This is a genomic window from Priestia sp. LL-8 (assembly GCF_036227845.1).
Lineage (GTDB): Bacteria > Bacillota > Bacilli > Bacillales > Bacillaceae_H > Priestia > Priestia zanthoxyli.
Window position 1 is genome coordinate 2,260,503 of record NZ_JAZAQH010000001.1, and the last position, 24,794, is coordinate 2,285,296.

Consider the following 24,794-nt stretch of genomic DNA (forward strand, 5'->3'; position numbering starts at 1 on the left):
AAGAAGGGGATCGTTATCATGCAATTGCTGTATATGGTACTTTTTCTTGTCTTAATTTTTTGGGGAATTACATCTTTTATTCATTACAGGAATCAAACTATTAAAGTTCGTTTGAACAAACATTATACGAATGCAGTAGAATGGATTGAAGCTGTCAAACAAGAGCTAGAAAAGCAAGGGAAATCCGTGAGTTATGAAGGGGATTTCTTGTTTAAAATTGATGAAAAACCTTATGAAATCGCAGCGCGTAATATGTCTATTTGGAGCATGTCGCTCTATCATATCTTGCTGCAGCGTCAAAAAGAACATTCTTAAATTTACTTGCATACAGAGATTATCACTTCTTGTCTATTGAGAAGTGATTTTTTTATCTTTCTGTATCCATAATGGGGAATTTTTTGTTTTCATATAATAGTAATACAGAAAAGATAGTTCTAATTCCCTAAAAAATACGCTTCGTATATTTTTAGTTTTGGTTATCCATTTGGCATGGAATTTGCATATGTAATAAGGGTTTATCAGACATTTTAATTGTCAGGCAAAGAAAACTAGTTACATACTATAAAACTATTTTACATTATCTACTAGAATCAAAAAATTTTAATAATATAGTAAAATGTAGTTGACCTTCCTAGTTTTAGAATATAAAATAAATCTTGCTAATAGTTTGAAAATTCTAAAATGGAGGGGTTTACTTGAAAAGCTGGAAAAAGATTTTGGGGACATCTTTTCTTGCCACAACTGTTACATTAAGCGGAGTGGGGCCAGTACTTATGAACGGAAGTACTGCTTCAGCTAAAACCGCACAATCGGAGGAACTTCCGAGTTCACCAATTGATATGAATACAGTACCGGAAGAAAGATTGGCTAACGCACTGAAAAACCAAGGAGTCATTTCTCAAAGTGCAACACCGCAAGAAGTGAAGAAAGCCGTTACTTCTTACATAAACAAAAAAGATGCACATAAAGAGAGCATGAAGGGACATAAAGCTAGCAAAATTGATTTGAAAGCGAAAGAAATGCAAACAAAACAAAAAGAAAAGTTTCAACGAGGCGAATTTGCTAACATTAAGTCTCAAGGAAACAATTCGGGGAACGGGGTAAATGTTAAACCTGCAGCTCAGGCCAAATATAACGGACAAGTGAGAAAAGATAAAGTTCTTGTTCTTTTAGTCGAATACGCAGACTTTAAGCACAACAATGTCGTTCAAGAACCTGGTTATATGTATGCAAAAGATTTTAACCGAAATCACTATCAGCAATTAATGTTTGGAAAGAAAGATTTTACGCTATTTAACGGTAAGAAAATTAAAACGTTTAAACAATATTATGAAGAACAGTCTGGAGGTAGTTACACAGTAGATGGAACGGTTTCTGACTGGTTAACTGTACCAGGAAACGCAAAAGAATACGGAGCAGATAATCCAGCGGGAGGAAACGATAATGCGCCTGGATCTAAAGGGCCTCGTAACCTCGTAAAAGAAGCGCTTGCTGCAGCAGCAAAAAGCGGCATTAATCTTTCAGATTATGATCAGTTCGATCAATATGATATCGATGGAGACGGCAACCGAAATGAGCCTGACGGCATAGTGGACCACTTAATGGTCATTCATGCTGGAACTGGGCAAGAAGCAGGTGGAGGTAAACTAGGAAACGATGCTATCTGGTCTCATCGCTCTACTTTGGGACAAGTGTATAAAGTTCCTGGAACAAACATGGCTGCTTATGATTATACAATTGAACCAGAAGACGGAGCAGTTGGCGTTTTTGCTCATGAATTTGGCCATGATTTAGGTTTGCCGGATGAGTATGATACACAGTATACGGGTCAAGGTGAGCCGGTAGGCGTTTGGTCAATTATGAGCGGAGGGAGCTGGGCTGGTGAAGTAGCTGGAACAGAACCGACAAGTTTCTCCCCGCAAAATAAAGAATTTTTCCAAGCAAATATGGGTGGAAACTGGGCAAATATTCAACAAATCGACAGCAAAAACATTACAAAATCGGGCTCTGTGAGCGTGGTTGATCAAAGTGTGACAAAATCTAAACGACCAGGTATTGTGAAGATTAATTTACCTAAAAAAGCTGTTCAAGGGATTAAGCCTGAGTTTGGAAGCAACTATTACTACAGTAAACGCGGAGACGATCTGCATACGACGATGACTACGCCAGAGTTTGATTTAACAGCAGCAAAAACAGCTAAATTCAATTACAAAGCATTCTATGAAGTAGAGGCAGAATACGATTACTTATATGTAAATGCGATTCTTCCTGACGGTTCAAAAGTTCTGTTAGATACAATTGGTGATAAAGCGAATAATGCAGATGGTTCTGCTGAAACATCTAACGGAAAATGGGAAGATAAAAGCTATGACTTGACGCAGTTTAAAGGTAAAAAAATCAAGCTTCAATTTGAATACGTAACGGACGGTGGACTTGCTCTTCAAGGATTCGCCCTTGATAATGCTAGTTTAGTAGTAGATGGAAAAACGGTATTTACGGACGATGCTGAAGGAGCTCCAAAAGTAACGTTAGATGGATTTGAAAAGACAAACGGCATCAGCTACAAAGATAACTATTATTACCTTGAGTGGAGAAACTACGCAGGCAGTGATAAAGCACTTCAATTCGCGCGCGGTGCAAAATATAATACAGGCATGCTGCTTTGGTACGCAGATGAAAGCTATCTTGATAACTGGGTAGGACAACATCCAGGTGAAGGATTCCTTGGTGTAGTTGATTCACATGCTCATAAAGTTCTTTACTTTAATGTGAATGGTATTAGCACTACAGCAAATTCAAGCCGATATCAAATTGCAGACGCGGCGTTCTCATTTGATAAATCACCTGCTTGGTCATATTCTCATAAAACATGGGGAACGATTTCATCTAAAGAATCAAACGGCGTTACAAGCTTTAACGACAAAAAATCGTATTTAGATGAAAGAATTAAAGATGCAGGCCGCTTGCTTCCTCAAAACGGATTAAAATTAGACGTAATTGGTGAAGCGAAAGACAATTCAGCTGGTGCTGTATGGATTCATAAGTAGAATTGGACGTATTAAAAAGATCTGAAGAGCGTATTCTTCGGATCTTTTTTTGTATCATAAAATCAAAATAAACTATGAGCTAAATAATCAAAGACGCTAAGCCCGTTTAAAAAATAGAAAAAAGGGAATTTTCAACAGTGAATAATTGTTATTATGTCATGAAATTCATCCATATAATCAATACTAATAGGTAAAGAAAATATTGAAAAGGAGTTCTAACTATGAGCTATCGTATCGAAAGAGATTCAATTGGAGAAATCAAAGTGGCAGAAGATAAACTATGGGGAGCGCAGACGCAAAGAAGTAAAGAAAACTTTCCGATAGGAATTGAAAAAATGCCGATTGAAGTAATACGCGCTTTTGCGGTTTTAAAGAAAAGTGCGGCTATTAGTAATCATAAACTAGGCAAACTATCAGCAGGGAAATCGGAAGCCATCGTACAAGCTGCTAACGAAATTATTGAAGGGAAATGGAATGAACATTTTCCTTTAGTGGTATGGCAGACAGGAAGCGGAACGCAATCAAACATGAATGTAAATGAAGTGATTTCCCACCGTGGAAACCAGCTAATAAACGGCGACGAAACGCTCCATCCAAATGATGATGTCAATATGTCACAAAGCTCTAACGATACTTTCCCTACAGCTCTTCATATTGCAGCTGTACTAGAAGTCGAAGATAAATTATTGCCTGCTCTAAAAACATTAAAAGAAACGTTCGCTGCGAAGCAAGAGCAGTTTAAAGATATTATTAAAATAGGAAGAACCCATTTGCAGGATGCTACACCGCTAACACTAGGACAAGAAATTAGCGGATGGCATCATATGCTCGAAAAGAACGAAGAAATGATTAAACAAAGCGTAGAGTATATGAAGGAATTAGCTATTGGCGGTACAGCTGTTGGGACGGGGATAAATGCACATCCTGACTTCGGTGCTGAAGTAGCGAAAGAAATCAGCAGCACGCTTGGAAAAACATTTATCTCAGCACCTAATAAATTTCATGCATTAACAAGTCATGATCAAGTGGTTTATGCCCACGGTGCACTCAAAGCCTTAGCAGCTGACTTAATGAAAATCGCCAATGACGTACGCTGGCTGGCAAGCGGTCCTCGGAGCGGACTAGGCGAAATTACAATTCCTGCTAACGAACCAGGAAGTTCTATTATGCCTGGAAAAGTAAATCCAACTCAAAGTGAAGCTCTAACAATGGTTTCTGCACAAGTGCTTGGGAATGACGTGACGATTGGCATTGCGGCTAGTCAAGGAAACTTTGAATTAAATGTATTTAAGCCGGTTATTATTTATAATTTTTTACAATCAGTCAGACTGCTGACAGATTCCATGCAGGCTTTTAACGATAAATGCGCAGTAGGAATTGAACCCAACAAAGAAAAAATTCAGCATAATCTAGAAAATTCTCTTATGCTTGTAACAGCATTAAATCCGCACATAGGTTATGAAAACGCGGCTAAAATCGCCAAACTGGCTCATCAAGAAGGAACCACATTAAAAGAAGCAGCGGTCAAAACAGGACTCCTGACAGAAGAACAATTTGAGCGATGGGTAAATCCTGCGAATATGATTCATCCATCAGAATAAAAAAAGAAGCCAAGCATTCCGAGCTGCTTGGCTTCTTTTTTTAATAAAATAAACATTGTTCTAAATAAACATATAAAAGAAACTGCGGATTAAAAGAAATTTTACACGTCCTTATACTAGATTCAAGTACATAAGATTAGGGTATTTACATATTTATAAAGGAGGAATTCAAGTGACGTACGAAGTGAAGTTTTATTTTGGAAATGAAAAATCAATCAGTACATTGGTTGAATCAGAAAATGTAAAAGAGCTTGAGGAATCTATTATTCATACGCAAGGATGGTATCGTTATTATGACAAAAAACACGAAGCTTATTTAGCCATTCAAATGAGCAACGTTTTACACATTGTTATAAAAGAATATCAGGATCCGGAAAAACAGGGGTTTTAAAGTATTCGTCGTATACATAAGGAAGCTAGCAAAAGAGGTGAAAACTATGCAAAGGCGACACTCAAATAATCCTATTATTCTCGACGTTTCTCATCATCAAGGAATCATTAATTGGAAAGAAATAAAAAACACCTCAGTAAAAGGGGTGTATATAAAGCTAACAGAAGGCGGAACTTTTGTAGACCCTAGATCCTATGAAAATTATATAGGTGCCAAAAATGCGGGCTTGAGAGTAGGATTTTATCATTATGCTCACTGTACAAATAGTCCGGAAAAAGAAGCTGCTTTTTTTATTACTCAGCTCGGACAAATGAAACTAGACCTTCCCCCATGTTTGGATCTAGAAGAAGATAAGAAAAAGTCCAAAGAGTTTATTTCTCGCTTTGCCGCAAGCTGGCTCGAGCATGTTCACAAAACAACAGGGATTAAGCCTATCGTATATACGAACTATCATTTTGCTAAAACTTTTTTTACAAACGAAATAAGTAAGTATCCTTTGTGGGTAGCAAGATATAGTGCAGCCAACAGACAAGGCGGTATGCAGCACCCTGGTGAGCTAAGTCAGTGGCAGCGATGGGCAATGTTTCAGTATACGGATTCTGGCAGAGTAAAAGGAATTTCTACAAACGTGGATATAAATGAAATGGACTACTCATTTTTTAAAGAAGTCACAACAAATCTCTCTATGACGAATAATACAAAAGGACCCTTTGTGTATTCTAAAGGTGATAGAGGGTTAGGAGTCAAACAAATTCAGCAAAACTTACTTGCACTAGGTTTTTCTCTTCCGAAGTTTGGAGCAGACGGTTTCTATGGAGATGAATTAATCGCTGCGGTGAAAAAATTCCAGAATCGATATGGCCTTTTTTCAGATGGGATAGCAGGAGCGGACACACTGCCGCGTCTTGTTAAAGAAGTGAATAATCTGAATAATCTGGTTTGAGAGATTACCTAATAGGGAAAAGTCACTGTAAGATTCAAAAAGGTACAAGGAAGGAGCTATTATGAGAAAACGAAAACAAAAAGCATTGATATCAGGTATTACCCTATCAACTGTAGGAGTCGGCATTACGTCTTATATATTAAGCGATGCTGCGAAACGACGAAAAGTAAAAGGATTTGTTCGAAGTGCCAAAGTAAAACTTTCAAGTTTATCTAAAAAACAGCAGGTAAATGCTAGCCTAAATAAAGATGTGCATTCAGATCCTACGTACGTTTCTGAAAGCAATATGATTTCAGAAGGACCTATGTATCAAGATCAGCATAGATAATAAAAAAACTAGTCTTGCCTCGGGCAAGACTAGTTTTTTTATTAATTTTATAAATAGCAGCGCTTATTCATGTTACACTCTCTATATAAGGGAATTATTTCACGCATATTTACAAGTAAAGGAGGATTAGAAGGAGTGGTTAGTAGCGGACTATTTGTTAACTTATGTATTTTTTCGTTTTTTGTGAGTATTATGATTGCGATACGAATATTTTTGTTACAGCGTCTAGCCCATAAATACAAATGGATGAGTGGTATTTATGCAAGTATTGTTTCTGCTATTCTTATGGTATATAGCGTTACGTATCAACAGATTACATATGATTTACGTTTTCTTCCTCTTATTTTGACCGTTTTATACTTTGGTTATAGAGCCGGTGCAGTTGCAGGTATTACTATGGCCGTGTGCAGTATCTATTTAGAAAGTCATTGGTTACTGACTATCTTAATTTTAATTTTTACCTTTTTGTTTTCCTTTCCTCTTATTCGATATAGAAAGAAGTTTGCTTTATTAAAACAATCTCTTCTTTGTTTTTTTATTCATTTTATCGTTCATGTCTTACTGACAAATTACTTCTGGAATACACCTATTCAGTCGCCGTTTTATAGCGAAGTAGAATATTTAGTGTTCGGAATTCTCGGACTGGGAATAGCCGTAGCGACGATAGAATTTTATCGTAAATTTTACGCTGTAGCAGAAGAAGCTGCTTATGCTGGATCAGATTCATGTAAGGATGAAGAAGATTCTTTTTTTATCAGAATAATGAAAAAAGAATTAGAATATACGAAAGAACAGCTGGAGTCTTTTATTAATCATCACATGGATGCGGTGATCATAACTGATTTAGAAGGGCGGATCTTGCGAGTTAATGAAGCCTACGAAAAAGTATATGGTTGGAAAGCCCACGAAGTCATTGGGAAAAAATATTACGATATAGCAGGAGCTTTTAGTGAGGACGTACATGAGAATATAAAAAAGACGGTTGCTGAAAAAGAGGCAATCAATCGAGTAGAAGTAGTAAGAGCTCGTAAAGATGGAAGTTTAGTAGACCTTCGCATCACTATTTCGCCGATTTTTAATGGCAAAGATGAGTTGGTAGGTTTGTCTGGAGTATGTGTGGATATATCTGAAGCTAAAAAAGCTAAACAAGAGCTTGACTTGTTACATCGTAAGCTTAAGGAAAGTGAGTTAAAGTACCGCACGTTATTTGAATATGCAAACGACGCAATTTATTTACTTGAAATAGGTTCGAATCATTTTCCTTCTCGTTTTATTGAAGTAAATGAAGCCGGCTGTAAGCGCTTTGGATATACGAGAGAAGAGCTTTTATCCATGCCTTGCCACCATATTATACCTAGAGATTCTGACATTGTTCAAAAAACAGTCGAAGAAATCCGCCAAGGAAATCTTTCTTTTACGCTGCAATCACAGTTTGCATTTAAGTCTGGCGAAATAAAAAAACTAGAATATAGTGGAAAGCTGTTCAATATAGAAAACAAAAAAGTGCTTCTTATTGTTTCAAGAGACAGAACAGAGTACTTAAAAACAGAAGAGCTGCTGCAGAAATCTGAGAAATTAGCAGCGGTCGGGCAGCTTGCTACAGCTATTGCTCATGAAATTAGAAATCCTTTAACGGCCATCAAAGGGTTTATGCAGCTATTAACTGAAAAAGCGAGTAAAGAAGAGTTAACCTATATGAATATTATATCCTCTGAAATTGAGCGTATTGAAATGATTACAGATGAATTCATGTCAGTGGCAAAACCACAGGCCGTAACATTTCAGTCAATTGATTTGCAGCTGTTAATTCAACAAGTGATTTTATTGCTGCAGCCTCAAGCAACCATGAAAAACATCTTTATTGAACTTCATTCATATGGAGAAATGCCTCTTGTATATTGTGAAAGCAATCAAATGAAACAGGTGTTTATAAATATTCTTAAAAATGCGATTGAAGCAATGCCTTCTGGAGGAGAAATTAAAGTTGAGCTGAGACAAAAAGACAGCAATCACCTTTATATTCAAATTATTGATGAAGGTGTAGGAATTTCAAAAGATCGTATCAAACATTTAGGTGAACCATTTTACAGTATTAAAGAAGACGGCATTGGGTTAGGGTTAATGATATGCTTTAATATTATCCAGCAGCATAAAGGAACTCTTAGTATTGAAAGTGAAGTAAACAAAGGGACGAATGTGGAAATTTGTTTACCGTTAGAATAAAAGGTAATCAGTTAAAGGAAGAAGAAATTTTGCAACAAGTTGTTTAGTAAAGTTATAATATTCTATGCTGGAGTAAAATAAGCAAAGGAGTGGTTACGATTAAACAGAAAAAGTGGATTAACATATTTCGTATTCTGTATATTATTTTTGCTATTATTGCGATTGGAGCATCTTTTGGAGACTATTCTTTTGGGCTGAATAATCCCCGCATAGTCAGTTTAACGGCTCTCGTTTTGGCGGTTATTTGTATTGTTCCGTATTACATACTTCGCTTTAAAGAACAAGCTTCTAAAAGTAAATAAGTTAATATTTGTTATCTTAAAAGAGGATGGGACAAAAGTATTTTAGTTGAAGGAAGATCCGAACGATTCATCGTTCGGATTTTTTTGCTATGGTGAACATGGGTTTAATTTAGCTGGTTGCTTCTAGCGGTTGATTGGAGTGATTTCGTTATGTCTCAATCTCTTTTTATCGTCATAAAAGGGCGATAAATGGGCGAGCATTTTTCCTAGCCTGTACATATGCTATAGAGTAAACAGGCTACGGAGGTGAAGTGAAATGGGATTTTGTAACTGGGGTTACGGCGGTGGTTATGGCTACGGCGGTTACGGCGGCTACGGTAATTACGGTGGCGGTTTTGCATTAATCGTTGTACTATTTGTTTTATTAGTTATCGTTGGTTGTACATGTTTCAAATAAAAAAAAGCACGAATCTGCAAAGATTTTAGTAGATTCGTGCTTTTTTATGTTCATAAGAAGGGCAGTACTATAATAAAATAATGTTGTGCACATACATAAAAAACATATAAAAAATTTAATTAATAGATTAAAAAAATAAAAAAATGAAGAGGAAGAGTAGACTTAAGCTGCAAAAAGGGTCTGAAATTTATAATTTTCCTTATAAGTAATTTTTGTAAAATGCTTAATAGAACTGATAGTAAGACCGAATAACACTACCTAGACCGCTAGTTTTTATCAGCTGACTAGAAGAATTATTTTACTTGTATGAAAATCAACGTAAATGATTTTCATATAGTTTAAATAGGTAAAAAAGACTTATTGCAGAGTGTTTATTTTTAATTTTCATAATAATAGGAATATTAAAATAATATATAGACGTAGTAATTTTTAGTTGCTATAATGTTGCTAATTATCACAATTAACAGAAAAATTGAGGTAATTAAATTTACTAGGGATAGGGAGAAAAAACTATGAAAAAGAAAAAACAGGCTTTAAAGGTATTATTATCAGTTGGTATTCTTTCTTCATCATTTGCTTTTGCACATACGAGCAGTGCTGCGCCAAATAATGTACTTTCAACTGAAAAGTATAACAAAGAAATCAAATCTCCTGAGTTTATTTCCGGAAAGCTTTCAGGACCGTCATCACAGAAGGCTCAAGACGTTGTATTTCACTATATGAATACAAATAAAGACAAATATAAATTAGGAAATGAAAATGCTCAAAACTCATTTAAAGTAACAGAAGTGGTGAAAGATCCTGTGGAACAAGCAACCGTGGTACGCTTGCAGCAAGTATATAATAATATTCCTGTTTGGGGATCTACTCAATTAGCACACGTAGCGACAGATGGAACCTTAAAAGTTGTATCAGGTACAGTAGCTCCTGATTTAGATAAAAAGGAAAAATTAAAAGGACAGAAGCAAGTTGACAGCAAAAAGGCGATTCAAGCAGCTGAAAAAGACTTAGGATTTAAGCCGACGTATGAAAAATCTCCTTCATCTGAACTGTATATTTATCAAAATGGTTCAGACACTACATATGCTTATGTAGTAAATTTAAATTTCTTAAATCCTGAACCAGGCAACTATTATTACTTTGTTGATGCTACTAGCGGTAAAGTACTGGATAAGTACAATACAATTGATTCCGTAGCTGGTTCAAAAGCCGACGTGAAGCAAGCGGCAAAACCGGCAGCGAAACCTGTAACAGGCACAAATGCTATTGGCTCAGGGAAAGGAGTGCTTGGAGATACTAAATCCTTAAAGACAACGTTATCTGGTTCTACGTACTACTTACAAGATAATACAAGAGGCGCTACAATCTATACGTACGATGCAAAAAATCGTACATCTCTTCCGGGTACGCTATGGGCAGATATCGATAATACGTACAATGCAACCCGCGATGCAGCTGCAGTAGATGCTCACTATTATGCAGGCGTGACATATGATTATTATAAAAACAAGTTTAACCGCAACTCCTATGACAATGCAGGAGCTCCGCTAAAATCGACTGTTCATTATAGCAGCGGCTACAACAATGCGTTTTGGAATGGCTCTCAAATGGTATATGGAGATGGAGATGGAACTACTTTTGTTCCGCTATCAGGAGGATTAGATGTTATCGGACATGAATTGACGCATGCGGTCACAGAAAGAAGTTCTAATTTAATCTATCAATATGAATCAGGTGCATTAAACGAAGCAATTTCCGATATTTTCGGAACATTGGTAGAATACTATGACAACCGCAATCCAGATTGGGAAATTGGAGAAGATATTTATACGCCTGGAACAAGCGGTGATGCCCTTCGTTCAATGAGCAACCCAGCGAAATACGGAGATCCGGATCATTATTCAAAGCGCTATACAGGTTCTAGTGACAACGGCGGAGTTCATACAAACAGTGGTATTATCAACAAAGCTGCTTACTTGCTAGCTAACGGAGGAACGCATTACGGCGTTACTGTAACAGGCATCGGCGGCGATAAGCTAGGAAAAATTTATTACCGTGCTAATACGCTATACTTCACTCAATCTACAACGTTTAGCCAAGCGCGTGCAGGTTTAGTACAAGCTGCTGCTGATCTATACGGTTCAGGATCTCAAGAAGTAATTTCAGTAGGCAAGTCATTTGACGCAGTTGGTGTTCAATAAGTTATAAACCAAAAGTCGCAAGATAAATGAGGTATCTTACGACTTTCTATACTACCTTACTACCAATAAAGGAGTACTCGTATAAATATATTACAGTACTCCTTTATTTTATGTTAATAAATCAGGAAGATAGATTTCTTCTCAATTCATAAAAATCCGCTTCTTATTCCTCCCTTTTATATCCATTCGAATTATACCGTTGTTTGTTAAATGAAGAGGACCCGTTTTAGTAAACGGTCTTATTATAAAATGTTATAATAAAGAAAAGAATTGAATACATACATATGAAAAAGGAGTGGAGGAATCAATGGATAAAATTGCTGTTATTTCAGATATCCACGGAAATCTTCCTGCATTAGAAGCAGTTTTAGCTGACATACAACAACGAGATATCCATCGCATCATTTGTCTAGGTGATTTAGTAGGAAAAGGACCTGACTCAAGTAAAGCGATTGATATCATAAAAGAAAAGTGCGAAGTAACAGTAATGGGAAACTGGGATGACTTCATTACAAAGCCTGCGGAATTTGAAGCGCTAAAATGGCATCAGAAGAAGTTAAGTTCAGCTCAAGAGGCATACTTAAAGGAACTTCCTTTTTCTGTTGAGTTTATGATGAGCGGAAAATTAATTAGAATGTTTCACGCTTCACCTAGAAGTCTTTATGACCGAATTCAACCCTGGGATTCACTTGAAAAGCGCCTTAGTCTATTTGCTAATACGGAATATACGGAAAATATAAAAGGATCAAGAGAGCCAGATGTCATCTGTTACGGAGATGTACATAATGCATTTATTCAACATATTAAAGGGAAAACGCTATGTAATGTAGGAAGTGTAGGAAACCCGCTTGATTTACCACAAGCTTCCTATCTTATCTTGGAAGGAAAGGATCAAGACGAAAGCCCTTCAGCATTTTCTATTCAATTCGTGCGTATTCCATACGATATTGAAAAGGCAATCGAATTGGCGAGATCTGTAGAGATGCCGGACTTTGAACCTTACGTTCAAGAACTAAAAACAGCTCGCTATAGAGGACTGAAAAATTAAGAATAGAATGAATCTCAACCTTCAGCATAAGTGCTGAAGGTTTTTTAGTGGAGCATATGAGGGGTTTTTCAACATCATTAGTATGATACATGCAAATAAAAGTTATTCCGATGAATTTAAGAGAGGGAAAACTTGGAGAAAAACATACAGCATTTGAAAGGAAATAAATTTTATTTTATGAAGACAATATGAAGAGGGCAATTCTATTTGAACATAAAGTCATGCAAAAACGCCCCTGAAAAGCTGCTTTTACTATAACGAGTGGAGGAATACATGATGAAATTTTTTATTGATACAGCTAACCTGGAAGATATTAAAAAAGCATATAAAATTGGGGTATTATCAGGTGTTACTACAAACCCTTCGCTAGTAGCTAAAGAAGGCGTAAAGTTTGAAGATCGCATCGAAGAAATTTTAAAAACCGTCCCGGAAGTAGAATCCGTTTCAGCAGAAGTCACGCCCGACACAGTAACAGCAGATGACATGATTGCTCAAGCAGAAGAGCTTATCAAAATTAACGGAGGAGACAAAAATATAACGATTAAACTTCCTATGACCATTGCTGGATTGGAAGCAACCCGTTATCTAGCTAAAAAAGGCGTAAAAACAAACGTAACGTTAATTTTCACAGTGAATCAAGCGCTTCTAGCAGCTCGTGCCGGTGCCACATACGTATCGCCATTTTTAGGACGCTTAGACGATATTTCAGAAGACGGGGTTTATCTGGTATCTCGAATTGCAGAGCTATTTCGAGTTCAACACATTGACTCACAAATTATAGCAGCGTCAGTAAGACACCCAGATCACGTCACACGAGTAGCTCTTGCTGGGGCGCATATTGCGACCATTCCGTATGCCGTAATTGAACAATTAGTAAAACACCCGTTAACAGAGCAAGGAATTGAAAAATTTGCATCAGACTGGGAAAAAGCCGTAAAAAGTTAAATTGACTTAAGGAGAAGACATCATTTTAGTGTCTTCTCTGCTTAAAGAGTACACGAAGATTCTTTTTTTGTATTTTGCAGAAAACAACTTATCATTAATAGGCGAACATCCTATACATATACACAGAGATGACATACGTTAATAGAAACGAAAGAGGTGTTAAAATGGGCTGTATTATTAACATTGAGAATATCGTGACTAACGGGTTAAAAGACAATTCGAATGTAAGCGTAGGCTGTGTTGTACAAAATAGCCACACAGCAAATACAAAATCGGTAGGAGCTTGTTTTTCGTTTGGAAATGGTTCTCCTGCTATTGCCTCTATGACAAACAGTAATATCGACTTTTGCAAAGATGAAGAAAATAAAGAGCAACAATCTTGAAAACAATTCCAGAAATACTCTTTCTGGAATTGTTTTTTGGTAAGTGATAGAGTTTTGTTAATAAGATGTTGGATTTTTCAAAGACAAATATCCATGGGGAAGGTGAGCTGCGCTATGAGCATTATTTCGATGATTCCTTATACATACATTGAAAGAAAAGTGAAACGAACACAAAAGGTGACGATTCAGCATTCAAAAGACATATGCTTATACGCTGATAGTATTCAAACAGAGAAAAATTGCTTCCACGTTAACAGCGTGTTTGATATCTCTTACAAATGCGTCTCAAAAGAAAGCGGCTTTTTATACTTACATACAAATCAAGGGATGTTCGCTTATACCATACACACCGATCCTGCTGATTTTATAGCAGCATATAAAGATATAAAAAAGAAGGGATAACATTGCTGTCATCCCTTCTTTTTTTGTTATTATTTTATCCACTGTACAACTTGATCCATACTTCTTCTTGTCTTGCCGCGCTTAGGTTCATGAATTCGGTAGCCGAATGCAACCATAACGGAAACATCAAACTTGCCGTCTTCTAGTAATCCTTCTTCTTTTAGAATTTCATGTACTTGGTCATAGTTAAACCCTTCAATTGGGCAAGAATCAATGCCAATTTGAGCAGCTGATGTCATCATATTAGCTAGTGCAATATAAGATTGTTTGCTAGCCCAATCAAATAGCGCTCGCTTGCTTTCGAACAAGTGAAAATCATTTTCTTGGAAATCTTTATAACGAGGCATTAATGTCTCTAATACATCATCCGGCATTTCTTTTACGTTTTTTTGAAGATCCAATACATATTCAGAGTCATATCTTGCGTCTGTGCGAGAAAGAATGATAACAAAATGACTTGCTGTAGGAATTTGACCTTGTGCTCCCCAAGAAACAGCTTTTAATTTTTCTTTTAAATCTTTATTTTCAACGACTAAAAACTTCCAAGGCTCGTAACCTACTGAGCTTGGAGATAAGCGCCCTGTTTCTAAAATAAATTGGAAATCTTCATCGGAAATTTTCTTCGTTGGATCAAACTCTTTTGTAGCATGACGAAAGTTAAATGCGTCTAAAATTTCTTGTTTCTTATCTGTATTGTTCATGTGTAAACAACCTTTCTGTAAAAATATTTAATGATGAACTGTTCAGAGTAATCTATACCCTGTATAGCTTACAACTAACAGTCAGTTAACATACAATTTGTCATAAAATCCGTTTGCAGATTTATCATAAATCATATAAATCATTCTAACAAGTACGCACATTTTTGTTGTATAGTATACTTTTTTATACTATTGATGCAGTTTTATAAGAAGCAGAAAGGAGTAAACAATCTGTGGAGTTTCGTCTTAGAAAAAGTAGTTAAGAGGGGTAGAAAGGAGAAGAGTAATCTTCTCCTTTTTAATTAAATTTTTGTATTCGATTTCTTCGCTTTGTTTTCAAGTTCACTTTTCGGTTCTGTTGAAAATTCAACATCTTTTCCATGTCCTTGAGGGTTAACACCAGGGGCTACTTGACCTCGGTTAGCAGATTTTTTTGTACCCATTTTTGTCACCTCCGTTCGGTTAGTATGTGCAAAAAAGTGAAACAAAAATCAGGAAGTAAAGAGTGGAAAGATAAATATGAAAAGATTATCTTTAAGCATCTTCATTACATAAACAAGATAGTTACTCATTTAAACGGCCATAAAAAAACACCCTCGGAAGGGTGTTTTTCGTTTAAGAATCTGAACTGGTTGCTCTGTCTGCATATGGATAGATAGGATCTTTTAAGTGAAATTCGTAAGTCACTCCATCTACAAGTCCTACCGTTTTATTGCTATCATAAAGATCCAGCATAAAAGCAGCCATTTCTTTTGACGTATGGAACTTAGGTACTCGTCCTTCGTATTCAAAATCACTCATATCCATCGAACGCTGTGCAAATTCTGTTTCAGTAGCAGCTGGAGCAAGAACTTTAGCCTGCATTTTTGCTCCTTTTCCCTTTAATTCTTGAGAAAGACCTTCTGTAAATGCACTTACGTAGAATTTTGTTGCGCAATAAGTGACTGCATCAGCAACAATCGTGTAGCCGCCTCCAGAAGAGACATTAATAAGCTGTGTACCTTCAACGTTTTCATAATCTCTTACAAATAGAGAAGAAAGAATGGTTAAAGCTTCGATATTTAAGTGAAGCATTGTTTCAATTTTAGTTAATTTTTGTTCACCGACAGAAGCAAAGTTTCCGAATCCAGCATTGTTAATCCAAGTTTCTAATTCATACTCTTTGAGTGACTCATAAAACGTATGAGCATTTTCTGCCACGGATAAATCAACCGACTGGATAATAACATTTACATCTTGGTTCAGTTCTTCAATCTTTCCTTTTAATTCATCCAGCTTGTCCTCTCTACGTGCAGCTAATATAAGGTTTTTTCCGCGCGCTGCGAAAGCTAAAGCTGTTTCATATCCAATTCCTGAACTTGCGCCAGTAATTACTGTATATTTCATGTTGATTCCTCCATTTTCGATGTTTTCAAATTGATTATAATTGTTAAAGTACACTTTAAGTCAAGCGTTTATTCGATTTATTTTTCCCTTTAGAAGTCTGTTTGTAAACATTTGAAGTTGGGTGCTAAACTTCAGTGATTTGCAACGATTTTTAATTAAGTGGGCTCTAGGCACTACGGCAGTGATGACAATAGCAGCATTAATCTTAGGTGTTATTTCCATTTAATAAAAAAAGACCCCGAAGGGTCTTTTTTTATACTCTTAATCTTAAGTTGAACTAGACTGTTCGCTGCAACTACTCTTTTTAAAATAGAACTTATAAATTAAAAATCCGCATACAGCCACTACCGCTGCAATTAGAATATACGTTTGTGCATCTGAGATAAAAGACTGAATGGACTTAAAGTTTCCGATTTGTCCTAGCCAAAGCATGGCAATATTCAAAGGAAAGATACCAAGAAATGTGAGCAGAGCAAACGGCATAGGTTTCACTTTAGATAGCCCTGAAAGGTAGGAAATGTAGTTTCCGAGCCCTAAAGGACGAGCAATCGCAATGCTCCATAATCCGCATTTTTTAAACCATTTTTGTGATTTCTCAAATGCTTTTTTCTTTTTTGATAATTTTTTCTTTACCTTATCTTCTAATTTATAGCCTATCCCATACGGTATAAAGCTAAAAGCTGTATAAACGGCGCTTCCTGCAAGAGCGATTAATAATAATTTTACTATGTGCATGTTTAATAAGTATCCGTAGGTAAGGGTGAGAAGAGAACCAGGAAACGGCAGTGATGAAGCCTCAATGGCCAGTCCGCTTAAAAGTCCCCAAATTCCAAATTGTTTCAGTAAATCTGTTATGAAGTGTAGCATAAGATCGCCTCTTTTTCTGTGTCATAACATTCAAATACCCATCTATATGTTCGGAAAAACTTATAAGAGAAAAGAAAATAAAGGAAGAAAGCGGGATGTGACAGAAAAAAATTAGCTTGTACAAGAAAAAAGGAAGGAAGTGTATTTTATAGCTTCTACTCAGAATGAAATTATAGGGGAAAAATAATCGAGAGTGAATTTTTAAATAAACTACGACTTTTATTCATAGTTTTGATTCCTTTTATTCATTTTACTTATAAAAACAACGGGTGTAAACTTGTTGTGTTGTGAAATAATCCATTATGTATATGTATTAAAAGGAAAGGAGGTTACCGTGTGGTTATTATTGTAGGATTGTTATTGTTGATGTTTTTTGCTTATCTAGGATGGTCTATTATCTGGGTGGCACCTGTCGTAGCTACGTTCGTTGCTTATTTTAGCGGTTTAAAAGTACTGCCTACTTACACAGATGTGTATATGGGAGGGTTTGTAGATTTCGCTGCAAAATGGTTCCCCATCTTTTTATTAGGAGCCGTCTTTGGAAAGCTAATGGAAGATACAGGAGCAGCTAAATCGTTGGCGCAGCGTATTGCTAAATTATTTGGAAGTAAAAGAGCCATTTTAGGGGTGCTGATTGCTTCAGCCATTTTGACATACGGCGGAGTGAGTCTATTCGTTGTTGTCTTTGCAATTTATCCTTTAGCAATCGCATTATTTCGAGAAGCTAACGTATCGCGAAATTTACTGCCAGCAACCATTGCACTCGGAGCATTTACATTTACAATGACAGCGATTCCAGGTACGCCTCAAATTCAAAATCTGATTCCGACTGCTACATTTAAAACCAATGCAATGTCCGGTTCGATTATTGGAATTGTCTCAGGCCTTATTATGGCAGTGGGAGGCTATTTATGGTTAGCTTATCGCGATAAAAAATTAAAAGCTAAAAATCAAGGATTTACTGAGCCTAATGAATCATCGGTTGCCGCAAGTGAAGAGCAGGACTCGATGAATGTAATATTAGCTATTTTACCTCTGATTATCGTTGTCGTGACATTAAACGTTTTAAAATGGGAGCCTATCGTATCATTATTAATTGGTATTTTTTCTATTTTACTTATTAATTTCAAACACTATAAGACGTTTATTTCTTCTATAAATGAAGGAGCAAAAGGATCCGTAATGGCTGTTATTAACACGAGTGCAGCAGTTGGTTTTGGCTCGGTTATTACAGCAGTTCCAGAGTTTAAAGATGTCACGCACGTGCTATTAAACATTTCGAGTAATCCGCTCGTTTCAGAAGCGTTAAGCGTTCAAGTGCTAGCGATGATCACGGGTTCAGCATCCGGTGGTATGGGTATTGCGCTTCAAGCATTAGGAGATACGTGGTATCACTTGTCTCAAACGACGAATTTAAGTGCTGACGCTCTGCACCGTATTGCAAGCGTTGCGTCAGGTGCATCTATTTTACCGCATAACGGTGCACTGTTAACGCTGTTAGCCGTAACTGGTCTTCGGCATAAAGAAACGTATAAAGACGTATTTGTTGTTGCATTTATTATTCCAACTATCGCTTTATTTGCAGGAGTCGCATTAGCGGCAGCTGGTATTATTTAAAAACAGGAGGAGAATACACATGGTTGAAAATCAAGTAATTGTAATCACAGGAGCAGCAAGAGGAATTGGGTTTGAAATAGGTAAACGATTCGCTGAAAACGGCGGAAAAATTGTGTTATCTGATATTGACCAAACTGCCGTAGAGTCTGCAGCACAAAATCTTCGTGAAGCTGGATTCGAAGCGCTTGGTGTCAAAGCCGATGTAACAAAAGAAGAAGAAATCAAACATTTAATCGAAACAGCAAACGCACATTTTGGAGCGGTTCATACGTTCATTAATAACGCTGGCTTGCAGCATGTTTCTCCAATTGAAGAGTTTCCAACTGAAAAGTATGAGTTAATGATTAAAATTATGCTAACAGCTCCATTTATGGCGATTAAGCACGCGTTTCCAATCATGAAAAAACAAGGGTTCGGACGTATTATTAACGTTTCTTCTATCAACGGTTTAATCGGTTTTGCAGGCAAAGCAGCTTATAACAGTGCCAAACACGGTGTGATCGGCTTAACAAAAGTAGCTGCTCTTGAAGGTGCAGCACATGGTATTACGGTTAATGCACTTTGTCCTGGCTATGTGGATACACCATTAGTAAGAGGTCAGTTAGATGGTTTAGCTAAAACAAGAAACGTACCATTAGAAAGCGTTCTTGAAGAAGTTATTTATCCTTTAGTCCCTCAAAAACGATTACTAGACGTTAGCGAAATTGCTGACTATGCTATCTTCTTGGCGAGTGATAAAGCAAAAGGTGTAACTGGTCAAGCGGTAGTAATGGACGGCGGATATACAGCTCAATAAAAATAGAATAAATTACCAAAAGCATAAATAAGTCTAACGGGCTCATTTATGCTTTTTTAGGTTATATCTATTCTATTGAGTTAATCAACGTTAAAATATAACTAGGCGATACATAAAAGCAGCCTTATACTATTTCTCCTGTAAAGATAAATAGTAGGATAAAAAAGCCTACAGATTAGAAAGGATGATACATATGGTGCAAACAGTAAATGAATTAATTAAACATCCGGTTTTTTATTTCTTTAACGAAATCTCAGCTATTCCTAGAGGATCTGGAAATGAAAAAGAAATTAGTAACTATTTAGTTTCTTTTGCAAGAGAAAGAAACCTTGAGGTTATACAAGACGAAGCTTTAAATGTAATCATTAAAAAGCCGGCAGCTAAAGGATATGAAAATGCTCCAGCTATCATTTTGCAAGGACATATGGACATGGTATGCGAGTTAAATAAAGGAACTGTCCATGATTTTGAAAAAGATCCGCTTCAACTGCGAGTTGTGGAAGATATGCTCTATGCAGATGGTACTACGCTAGGAGCTGACAACGGAATTGCCGTTGCATATGCACTGGCTTTACTAGATGCTCAAAATATAGCGCACCCCTCTCTTGAAGTAGTCATTACCACTGAAGAAGAAACAACTATGGGCGGAGCCATTGCCGTAAATCCTGCTCATTTTGAAGGGAAAATCTTTATTAATCTTGATACAGAAGAAGATGGAAAACTGCTTGTCAGCAGCGCAGGTGGGGTAAAAGGAGTGCTTCGTATCCCCGTAAACTGGGAGTCGTCTTCCAATAAATCAGAAACATATAGCTTAAGCATCGGAGGACTGCGCGGTGGACATTCCGGGATGGAAATTGACAAAGAAAGAGGAAATGCGAATAAACTGCTAGGGAGAGTTTTACATGATTTGCAAAACGAACTTTCCTACTCTTTAAGCGGCATTAGTGGAGGATTAAAATCAAATGCGATTCCCCGTGAATCAGAAGCAATTCTATCAGTTGAGCCTTCTGAGGTAGGAAAGCTAGAAAATAAGGTTCGGGAGTGGAACGAAATAGCAAAAAATGAACTACAAGCGGCTGATCCGAGCGTATATGTAAAAATGAACAAATCTTCTTCCGTTGAGAAATGTTTTACAAAGGAAACGACAGAACGAATTGTACAAGCTATTATGCTAACACCAAACGGAGTTCAAAGCATGAGTATAAATATTGAAGGATTAGTAGAATCTTCTACCAACTTAGGCGTGATCACGACAACAGAATCTGAGGTTGTTTTTCAAAATGAAATTCGCAGCTCAGTAAAAAGCTTAAAAGAAAAAATAGTAAGCCAAGTGTGCATCCTTGCTCAATTAGTCGGAGGAACAGTTGAAACAAAAGGTAATTATCCTGAATGGGCGTACAATGGAGATTCAAAAATTCGTGAATTATGTAAAAAGGTTTACAAAGAAAAGTATGGAGAAGAGGCGGAGATCATCGCTATCCATGCTGGAATTGAATGCGGTATCTTCCTAGAAAAAATCCCTGGATTAGACGCCATTTCGCTCGGACCCGATATGTACGACGTTCATACGCCTGATGAGCACCTGAGCATTCCGTCTACTATTAAGACATGGGAATACTTATTAGCAGTATTAAAAGAAGCAAATAAGATATAAAGTTATCAGCATCCCTGTAATTTTTTTTAAAGAGCTTCTGTAAAGGAGCTCTTTTTCATTCGTCATTTATCAGATAATAAGCAGGGTGCCCTCAACGCGACAGGCAATTGAGAACATTTATGTAAGCGTTTTACAAATAAAGGTTTTAAAATGGCCCTAAAAGAGGTAAACAATTACTAAAACGATAGACAAATGAATTCAAAACAAGCTCTGCAACTAATAAATTAGTAGGGAGAGAATGTATATGAATGATAATAGTCTTATCAAGGATCCCTTTTTGGAAAAAGGAGAAATTGAATTTTTAGAATTAAGGAAAGATGAAATACGCTATCTAAAGTTCGATCGATTTTTGAAAGTGATTAAAGCACTTAATCAACGCAGTGATAAAGGCTACCAGAGTCTTATGCTTTCAGTTGATGGCTTTAAAGGTACTTCAAGAGAATTATATGAGATAGAGGAGTTTCGCAGATATGTAAATTTGTTAATTAATCAAGTTCCTCAAATATTATTTTATATTCATGATAAAAACAAAATGACCAATCAAATTTTGAAAAGTCTATCAAACAATAGCAGCCAACCGGCCTCTATAGATCCTAAAAGAGCACGTTTAATGATTGATGCCATACAGGAGCAAGTAGAGAAAACAGAGGATAAAGAGATAAAGGAGAATCTTTCTGAATTCGTATGTAAAATCCAGGGCTTTGTGAATCAGTATTAACAGTTCCCAATAGAAAAGTAGAATCCATATTATAAAAGAGTACGAGAACTCAAAGTTTCTCGTGCTTTTTTATTGGAAAAACTGTAGAAAGAGAAAAGGATTATCAACATATATGGATAAATAATAATGGTAAAGCTTCATATTCTGCCGTGAAATAACAAGGAGGAATGAATATTGCGTCATATTGAAATAAGAAGACCAAAAATAGAAGACCGCGCAGAACTTCACGAGCTTTTTAATGAAGTAATTACAGATACCTTTCATAGAGAGGGTCTGTCTGACATGGTGAACGATATACAAATAGAAATTGAAAGTAAAGAACAATATTTAAAAAGTGACCTTGATAGCGATGGAAAACATCGATTCTTTTGGCTCGGAATAGATACGTGCACCAACAAGATTATTGGCTGTATTGAATATGGTCCTGCTAGTGAATTAATTACGGCGTGTATAAAAGGAGAGCTGCAAGGATGGATTGAAATCGGCACAGTTTTTGTTCATCCAAAGTACCAGAGAAAAGGTATAGGGACGCTGCTTTTACATACTATGCTGCTTACGCTTCAAAGCAGAGAAATTAAAAAAATTTGTTTGGATAGCGGATACAAAAATGCTCAGGAAGTATGGAAAAACATATTTGGAATCCCCGATTATTTAGTAAAAGATTACTGGAGCAAGGGGTATCATCACATGGTTTGGAAAATATCAGCAGAAAATACGCCGATAGTATTTAAGCTCGGCTATAACGAAGAATAAGGTGTCTCCCAGAAAATAGCCGGTACGTTTCTACCGGCTATTTTCTACTGGTTAAGCTATTTACATATGTGCAATTATATATTAGTGTATTTTATTGAATATAATACCTTGACTGTCATAGTAATATGATTTAAATTATACATAAAGAGGTGATACTTTGGTATATGCAAAAATGTCTTCAGATTTACTTCGAGGACATACAGATACAATGATTTTGAAATTACTTCTCAGCGGCGATAAGTATGGTTATGAAATTAGTAAGCTTATTTATACCTACTCTAAAGAGCAGTATGAATTAAAAGAAGCCACAATGTATTCAAGCTTGAAGCGCCTGGAAAAAGACGGCCATATTCTTTCTTACTGGGGAGATGCTGTACAAGGCGGCCGCAGAAAGTATTATAAAATTACAGAACAAGGAAAAAGCGTATATAAACAAAACAAAGAAAATTGGGAGCAAGCGAAAAAAATTATCGATTTATTGTTGTAAGAAAGGATGATGTTATAAATGAACGAAAAAATAAAAAATCATGTGCATAACATTTTGGCTCCTTATCAGGATGTAAAAAATGTTCAAGATCTAGAAGAAGAACTATCACAGAATTTGCAGGAAAAATTTACAGATTATAAAAAAGACGGGCATAATGAAGAACAGGCTTATTATATGACAATCAATTCTATCGGCGATATCGCAGAACTAATTCAATCAATGAATGTAGAAACAAAGGAATTAAAGCAAACCGTCCCTATGGATTTTTCAAAGACCGAGCTTACAAAATCTGATTTTCGTTCTGTATCGGTGTATAAAGGGAAATTTAATGCCAGTAATTTGAATGAATCTGATTTTAGCTACGCAGATCTTACAGACAGCATGTTTAAAAGCAGCAATTTAACGAAAGCAATATTTCATCACGTTAATTTAACAGGCGTACAATTTAAATGGGCAAATTTTAAACAGGCCAGTTTTGAAGGCTGTATCTATGACAACACGTACTTTAAGCAATGTAATTTAACAGACATTGTATTTGACGAAGAAACATTTAACGGAACAATCTTTGAAGGAACATCATTAAAAAAAGCTTCATTTCGCAACGCAACTTTGCTAAATGTACAGTTTCGAGGATCAGATTTAAAAAAATCCGATTTTGAAGGTGCAAAAATGGATAAATTGACATATAACTTTTTAAAAAGTGCCAAGATAGATCTTAGTAAAGTTACGATTATTTAAAGATAAAAAAGACCTCTCTGAAGGTCTTTTTTTATGGACATATAACAATTCTTTTTAAGAGCGAGCAGGATAGTTTATTAGAGAGCTAGAACACATTCATAATACGAACGATTAAGGCAACAAGGTGGATATGAGAAACACATATTCGTATCTTTGAATAGTAAAGCTTTTATCACTTATGTGGAGGAGTATGGAAATGTCTATATATGAAATTTGGAATGAAGTGGATCTTTATATGAATGATAAGCTTATACAACCTGACCCTATTCTTGATGAGGTATTGAAGGCAAATCAAGAGGCTGAATTACCTGCCATCGATGTATCGCCTAGTCAAGGAAAGTTTCTCCATTTGTTAGCTTCATTAAAAGGAGCTAAACGCATTTTGGAAATTGGTACTCTTGGAGGGTACAGCACGATTTGGCTAGCCAGGGCTCTTCCCAAAGACGGACAGCTGATTACGCTCGAATTAAGCGCTCAGCATGCAGAAGTAGCAAGAGCTAATTTAAAAAGAGCGGGAGTAAGCCACTTAGTAGAAGTTATTGTGGGCCCTGGGCTTGATACATTAGCTGTATTAAAGGATAAGGGAACAGAGCCGTTTGATCTTATCTTTATTGATGCTGACAAGCCGAATAACCCAAATTACTTAAAGTGGGCTTTGGAATTATCGAAAAGAGGAAGTACGATTATTTGTGATAATGTTGTTCGTCAAGGGCATGTGGTGAACTCAGAAAGTGAAGATGAAAATGTAAAGGGAATTCGACAGTTTATGAATGCTCTGGCTCAAGAAAAACGAATCAGCGCCACGGCTATACAAACCGTTGGAAGCAAAGGCTATGATGGATTCATTGTAGGGATTGTTGAATGAT

At 36.4% G+C, this 24,794-nt stretch carries 26 protein-coding genes and 1 pseudogene; 23 read left to right on the top strand and 4 right to left on the bottom strand.

Annotated elements, in window-relative coordinates:
- Positions 1 to 18 precede the first annotated feature (18 nt).
- The 14 genes from U9R83_RS11425 (at position 19) to U9R83_RS11490 (ending at position 14,211) form a co-directional block, all read left to right on the top strand.
- Positions 19 to 315, top strand: coding sequence for a hypothetical protein (locus tag U9R83_RS11425; protein ID WP_013057017.1), 297 nt, complete (start codon positions 19 to 21; stop codon positions 313 to 315).
- Between the two features lie 380 nt (positions 316 to 695).
- Positions 696 to 3,047 (top strand): immune inhibitor A domain-containing protein, encoded by a 2,352-nt coding sequence (locus U9R83_RS11430; protein ID WP_226556275.1) that lies wholly within the window; start codon positions 696 to 698, stop codon positions 3,045 to 3,047.
- 221 nt (positions 3,048 to 3,268) lie between these two features.
- Complete coding sequence (gene fumC / locus U9R83_RS11435) at positions 3,269 to 4,648, top strand: class II fumarate hydratase (RefSeq protein ID WP_208732320.1); 1,380 nt, start codon at positions 3,269 to 3,271, stop codon at positions 4,646 to 4,648.
- 172 nt (positions 4,649 to 4,820) lie between these two features.
- On the top strand, positions 4,821 to 5,039 hold the full coding sequence (locus tag U9R83_RS11440) for a hypothetical protein (RefSeq protein WP_108674720.1): 219 nt from the start codon (positions 4,821 to 4,823) through the stop codon (positions 5,037 to 5,039).
- Between the two features lie 46 nt (positions 5,040 to 5,085).
- Positions 5,086 to 5,982, top strand: a complete 897-nt coding sequence (locus tag U9R83_RS11445) for a GH25 family lysozyme (RefSeq protein WP_243549333.1) — start codon at positions 5,086 to 5,088, stop codon at positions 5,980 to 5,982.
- A gap of 61 nt (positions 5,983 to 6,043) precedes the next feature.
- Positions 6,044 to 6,310, top strand: a complete 267-nt coding sequence (locus U9R83_RS11450; RefSeq protein WP_140450848.1) for a hypothetical protein — start codon at positions 6,044 to 6,046, stop codon at positions 6,308 to 6,310.
- A 135-nt stretch (positions 6,311 to 6,445) separates the two neighbouring features.
- Entirely contained in the window at positions 6,446 to 8,533 is a 2,088-nt protein-coding gene (locus tag U9R83_RS11455) for a PAS domain S-box protein (protein ID WP_328575242.1), read from the top strand.
- Positions 8,534 to 8,622: 89 nt separating this feature from the next.
- On the top strand, positions 8,623 to 8,835 hold the full coding sequence (locus U9R83_RS11460; protein ID WP_013083131.1) for a hypothetical protein: 213 nt from the start codon (positions 8,623 to 8,625) through the stop codon (positions 8,833 to 8,835).
- Positions 8,836 to 9,091: 256 nt separating this feature from the next.
- On the top strand, positions 9,092 to 9,232 hold the full coding sequence (locus U9R83_RS11465; protein ID WP_013057023.1) for a YjcZ family sporulation protein: 141 nt from the start codon (positions 9,092 to 9,094) through the stop codon (positions 9,230 to 9,232).
- 512 nt (positions 9,233 to 9,744) lie between these two features.
- Positions 9,745 to 11,433 (top strand): M4 family metallopeptidase, encoded by a 1,689-nt coding sequence (locus U9R83_RS11470; protein ID WP_243549336.1) that lies wholly within the window; start codon positions 9,745 to 9,747, stop codon positions 11,431 to 11,433.
- Positions 11,434 to 11,740: 307 nt separating this feature from the next.
- A complete protein-coding gene (locus tag U9R83_RS11475) occupies positions 11,741 to 12,481 on the top strand; it encodes a metallophosphoesterase family protein (protein ID WP_099330990.1) in 741 nt (246 codons plus the stop codon).
- 276 nt (positions 12,482 to 12,757) lie between these two features.
- A complete protein-coding gene (fsa, locus tag U9R83_RS11480; RefSeq protein WP_115653875.1) occupies positions 12,758 to 13,426 on the top strand; it encodes a fructose-6-phosphate aldolase in 669 nt (222 codons plus the stop codon).
- Positions 13,427 to 13,590: 164 nt separating this feature from the next.
- Positions 13,591 to 13,809, top strand: coding sequence for a spore germination protein (locus tag U9R83_RS11485; protein ID WP_028413367.1), 219 nt, complete (start codon positions 13,591 to 13,593; stop codon positions 13,807 to 13,809).
- A gap of 114 nt (positions 13,810 to 13,923) precedes the next feature.
- On the top strand, positions 13,924 to 14,211 hold the full coding sequence (locus U9R83_RS11490) for a 3-isopropylmalate dehydratase (protein WP_099330992.1): 288 nt from the start codon (positions 13,924 to 13,926) through the stop codon (positions 14,209 to 14,211).
- A gap of 29 nt (positions 14,212 to 14,240) precedes the next feature.
- On the opposite strand, the gene U9R83_RS11495 is transcribed toward U9R83_RS11490, so the two are convergent.
- The 3 genes from U9R83_RS11495 to U9R83_RS11505 all read right to left on the bottom strand — a co-directional run bounded on the left by U9R83_RS11495 (position 14,241) and on the right by U9R83_RS11505 (position 16,298).
- A complete protein-coding gene (locus U9R83_RS11495; protein WP_099330993.1) occupies positions 14,241 to 14,912 on the bottom strand; it encodes an NAD(P)H-dependent oxidoreductase in 672 nt (223 codons plus the stop codon).
- Positions 14,913 to 15,214: 302 nt separating this feature from the next.
- Complete coding sequence (gene sspL, locus U9R83_RS11500) at positions 15,215 to 15,355, bottom strand: small, acid-soluble spore protein L (protein ID WP_013057030.1); 141 nt, start codon at positions 15,353 to 15,355, stop codon at positions 15,215 to 15,217.
- A gap of 172 nt (positions 15,356 to 15,527) precedes the next feature.
- Entirely contained in the window at positions 15,528 to 16,298 is a 771-nt protein-coding gene (locus U9R83_RS11505) for an SDR family NAD(P)-dependent oxidoreductase (RefSeq protein WP_115653877.1), read from the bottom strand.
- Positions 16,299 to 16,422: 124 nt separating this feature from the next.
- On the opposite strand from U9R83_RS11505, the pseudogene U9R83_RS27690 reads away from it, so the two are divergent.
- Positions 16,423 to 16,524 (top strand): annotated as a pseudogene (locus U9R83_RS27690) (hypothetical protein); the annotation flags it as partial.
- Positions 16,525 to 16,565: 41 nt separating this feature from the next.
- Here the strand turns inward: U9R83_RS27690 and U9R83_RS11510 are convergent.
- Positions 16,566 to 17,165: a DedA family protein gene (locus U9R83_RS11510; RefSeq protein ID WP_014460120.1), complete on the bottom strand. Its 600-nt coding sequence runs from the start codon at positions 17,163 to 17,165 to the stop codon at positions 16,566 to 16,568.
- A 336-nt stretch (positions 17,166 to 17,501) separates the two neighbouring features.
- Between U9R83_RS11510 and U9R83_RS11515 the strand changes: the two genes are divergently transcribed.
- The 8 genes from U9R83_RS11515 to U9R83_RS11550 all read left to right on the top strand — a co-directional run bounded on the left by U9R83_RS11515 (position 17,502) and on the right by U9R83_RS11550 (position 24,793).
- A complete protein-coding gene (locus tag U9R83_RS11515) occupies positions 17,502 to 18,782 on the top strand; it encodes a GntP family permease (RefSeq protein ID WP_115653878.1) in 1,281 nt (426 codons plus the stop codon).
- A 19-nt stretch (positions 18,783 to 18,801) separates the two neighbouring features.
- Positions 18,802 to 19,578 (top strand): 3-hydroxybutyrate dehydrogenase, encoded by a 777-nt coding sequence (locus U9R83_RS11520; RefSeq protein WP_014460117.1) that lies wholly within the window; start codon positions 18,802 to 18,804, stop codon positions 19,576 to 19,578.
- 193 nt (positions 19,579 to 19,771) lie between these two features.
- Positions 19,772 to 21,232 carry an aminoacyl-histidine dipeptidase gene (locus U9R83_RS11525; protein ID WP_243549337.1) on the top strand — a complete coding sequence of 487 codons (1,461 nt, stop codon included), beginning with the start codon at positions 19,772 to 19,774 and terminating at the stop codon, positions 21,230 to 21,232.
- A gap of 244 nt (positions 21,233 to 21,476) precedes the next feature.
- Positions 21,477 to 21,950: a hypothetical protein gene (locus U9R83_RS11530; protein WP_014460115.1), complete on the top strand. Its 474-nt coding sequence runs from the start codon at positions 21,477 to 21,479 to the stop codon at positions 21,948 to 21,950.
- A gap of 174 nt (positions 21,951 to 22,124) precedes the next feature.
- Positions 22,125 to 22,703, top strand: a complete 579-nt coding sequence (locus U9R83_RS11535; protein WP_243549338.1) for a GNAT family N-acetyltransferase — start codon at positions 22,125 to 22,127, stop codon at positions 22,701 to 22,703.
- A 157-nt stretch (positions 22,704 to 22,860) separates the two neighbouring features.
- On the top strand, positions 22,861 to 23,190 hold the full coding sequence (locus tag U9R83_RS11540; protein WP_013057038.1) for a PadR family transcriptional regulator: 330 nt from the start codon (positions 22,861 to 22,863) through the stop codon (positions 23,188 to 23,190).
- 18 nt (positions 23,191 to 23,208) lie between these two features.
- Positions 23,209 to 23,928, top strand: a complete 720-nt coding sequence (locus U9R83_RS11545; RefSeq protein ID WP_014460112.1) for a pentapeptide repeat-containing protein — start codon at positions 23,209 to 23,211, stop codon at positions 23,926 to 23,928.
- A 178-nt stretch (positions 23,929 to 24,106) separates the two neighbouring features.
- Positions 24,107 to 24,793 (top strand): O-methyltransferase, encoded by a 687-nt coding sequence (locus U9R83_RS11550; RefSeq protein ID WP_115653882.1) that lies wholly within the window; start codon positions 24,107 to 24,109, stop codon positions 24,791 to 24,793.
- Position 24,794: the final 1 nt, after the last annotated feature.

What these genes read in the sequence shown, in the direction of transcription:
- U9R83_RS11425 (WP_013057017.1), top strand. Translation starts at nt 19, where the DNA reads ATGCAATTGCTGTATATGGTACTTTTTCTTGTCTTAATTTTTTGGGGA.
- fumC (WP_208732320.1), top strand. Translation starts at nt 3,269, where the DNA reads ATGAGCTATCGTATCGAAAGAGATTCAATTGGAGAAATCAAAGTGGCA.
- U9R83_RS11445 (WP_243549333.1), top strand. Translation starts at nt 5,086, where the DNA reads ATGCAAAGGCGACACTCAAATAATCCTATTATTCTCGACGTTTCTCAT.
- U9R83_RS11450 (WP_140450848.1), top strand. Translation starts at nt 6,044, where the DNA reads ATGAGAAAACGAAAACAAAAAGCATTGATATCAGGTATTACCCTATCA.
- U9R83_RS11465 (WP_013057023.1), top strand. Translation starts at nt 9,092, where the DNA reads ATGGGATTTTGTAACTGGGGTTACGGCGGTGGTTATGGCTACGGCGGT.
- U9R83_RS11470 (WP_243549336.1), top strand. Translation starts at nt 9,745, where the DNA reads ATGAAAAAGAAAAAACAGGCTTTAAAGGTATTATTATCAGTTGGTATT.
- U9R83_RS11475 (WP_099330990.1), top strand. Translation starts at nt 11,741, where the DNA reads ATGGATAAAATTGCTGTTATTTCAGATATCCACGGAAATCTTCCTGCA.
- fsa (WP_115653875.1), top strand. Translation starts at nt 12,758, where the DNA reads ATGAAATTTTTTATTGATACAGCTAACCTGGAAGATATTAAAAAAGCA.
- U9R83_RS11485 (WP_028413367.1), top strand. Translation starts at nt 13,591, where the DNA reads ATGGGCTGTATTATTAACATTGAGAATATCGTGACTAACGGGTTAAAA.
- U9R83_RS11490 (WP_099330992.1), top strand. Translation starts at nt 13,924, where the DNA reads ATGAGCATTATTTCGATGATTCCTTATACATACATTGAAAGAAAAGTG.
- U9R83_RS11495 (WP_099330993.1), bottom strand. Translation starts at nt 14,912, where the DNA reads ATGAACAATACAGATAAGAAACAAGAAATTTTAGACGCATTTAACTTT.
- sspL (WP_013057030.1), bottom strand. Translation starts at nt 15,355, where the DNA reads ATGGGTACAAAAAAATCTGCTAACCGAGGTCAAGTAGCCCCTGGTGTT.
- U9R83_RS11505 (WP_115653877.1), bottom strand. Translation starts at nt 16,298, where the DNA reads ATGAAATATACAGTAATTACTGGCGCAAGTTCAGGAATTGGATATGAA.
- U9R83_RS11510 (WP_014460120.1), bottom strand. Translation starts at nt 17,165, where the DNA reads ATGCTACACTTCATAACAGATTTACTGAAACAATTTGGAATTTGGGGA.
- U9R83_RS11520 (WP_014460117.1), top strand. Translation starts at nt 18,802, where the DNA reads ATGGTTGAAAATCAAGTAATTGTAATCACAGGAGCAGCAAGAGGAATT.
- U9R83_RS11525 (WP_243549337.1), top strand. Translation starts at nt 19,772, where the DNA reads ATGGTGCAAACAGTAAATGAATTAATTAAACATCCGGTTTTTTATTTC.
- U9R83_RS11530 (WP_014460115.1), top strand. Translation starts at nt 21,477, where the DNA reads ATGAATGATAATAGTCTTATCAAGGATCCCTTTTTGGAAAAAGGAGAA.
- U9R83_RS11545 (WP_014460112.1), top strand. Translation starts at nt 23,209, where the DNA reads ATGAACGAAAAAATAAAAAATCATGTGCATAACATTTTGGCTCCTTAT.
- U9R83_RS11550 (WP_115653882.1), top strand. Translation starts at nt 24,107, where the DNA reads ATGTGGAGGAGTATGGAAATGTCTATATATGAAATTTGGAATGAAGTG.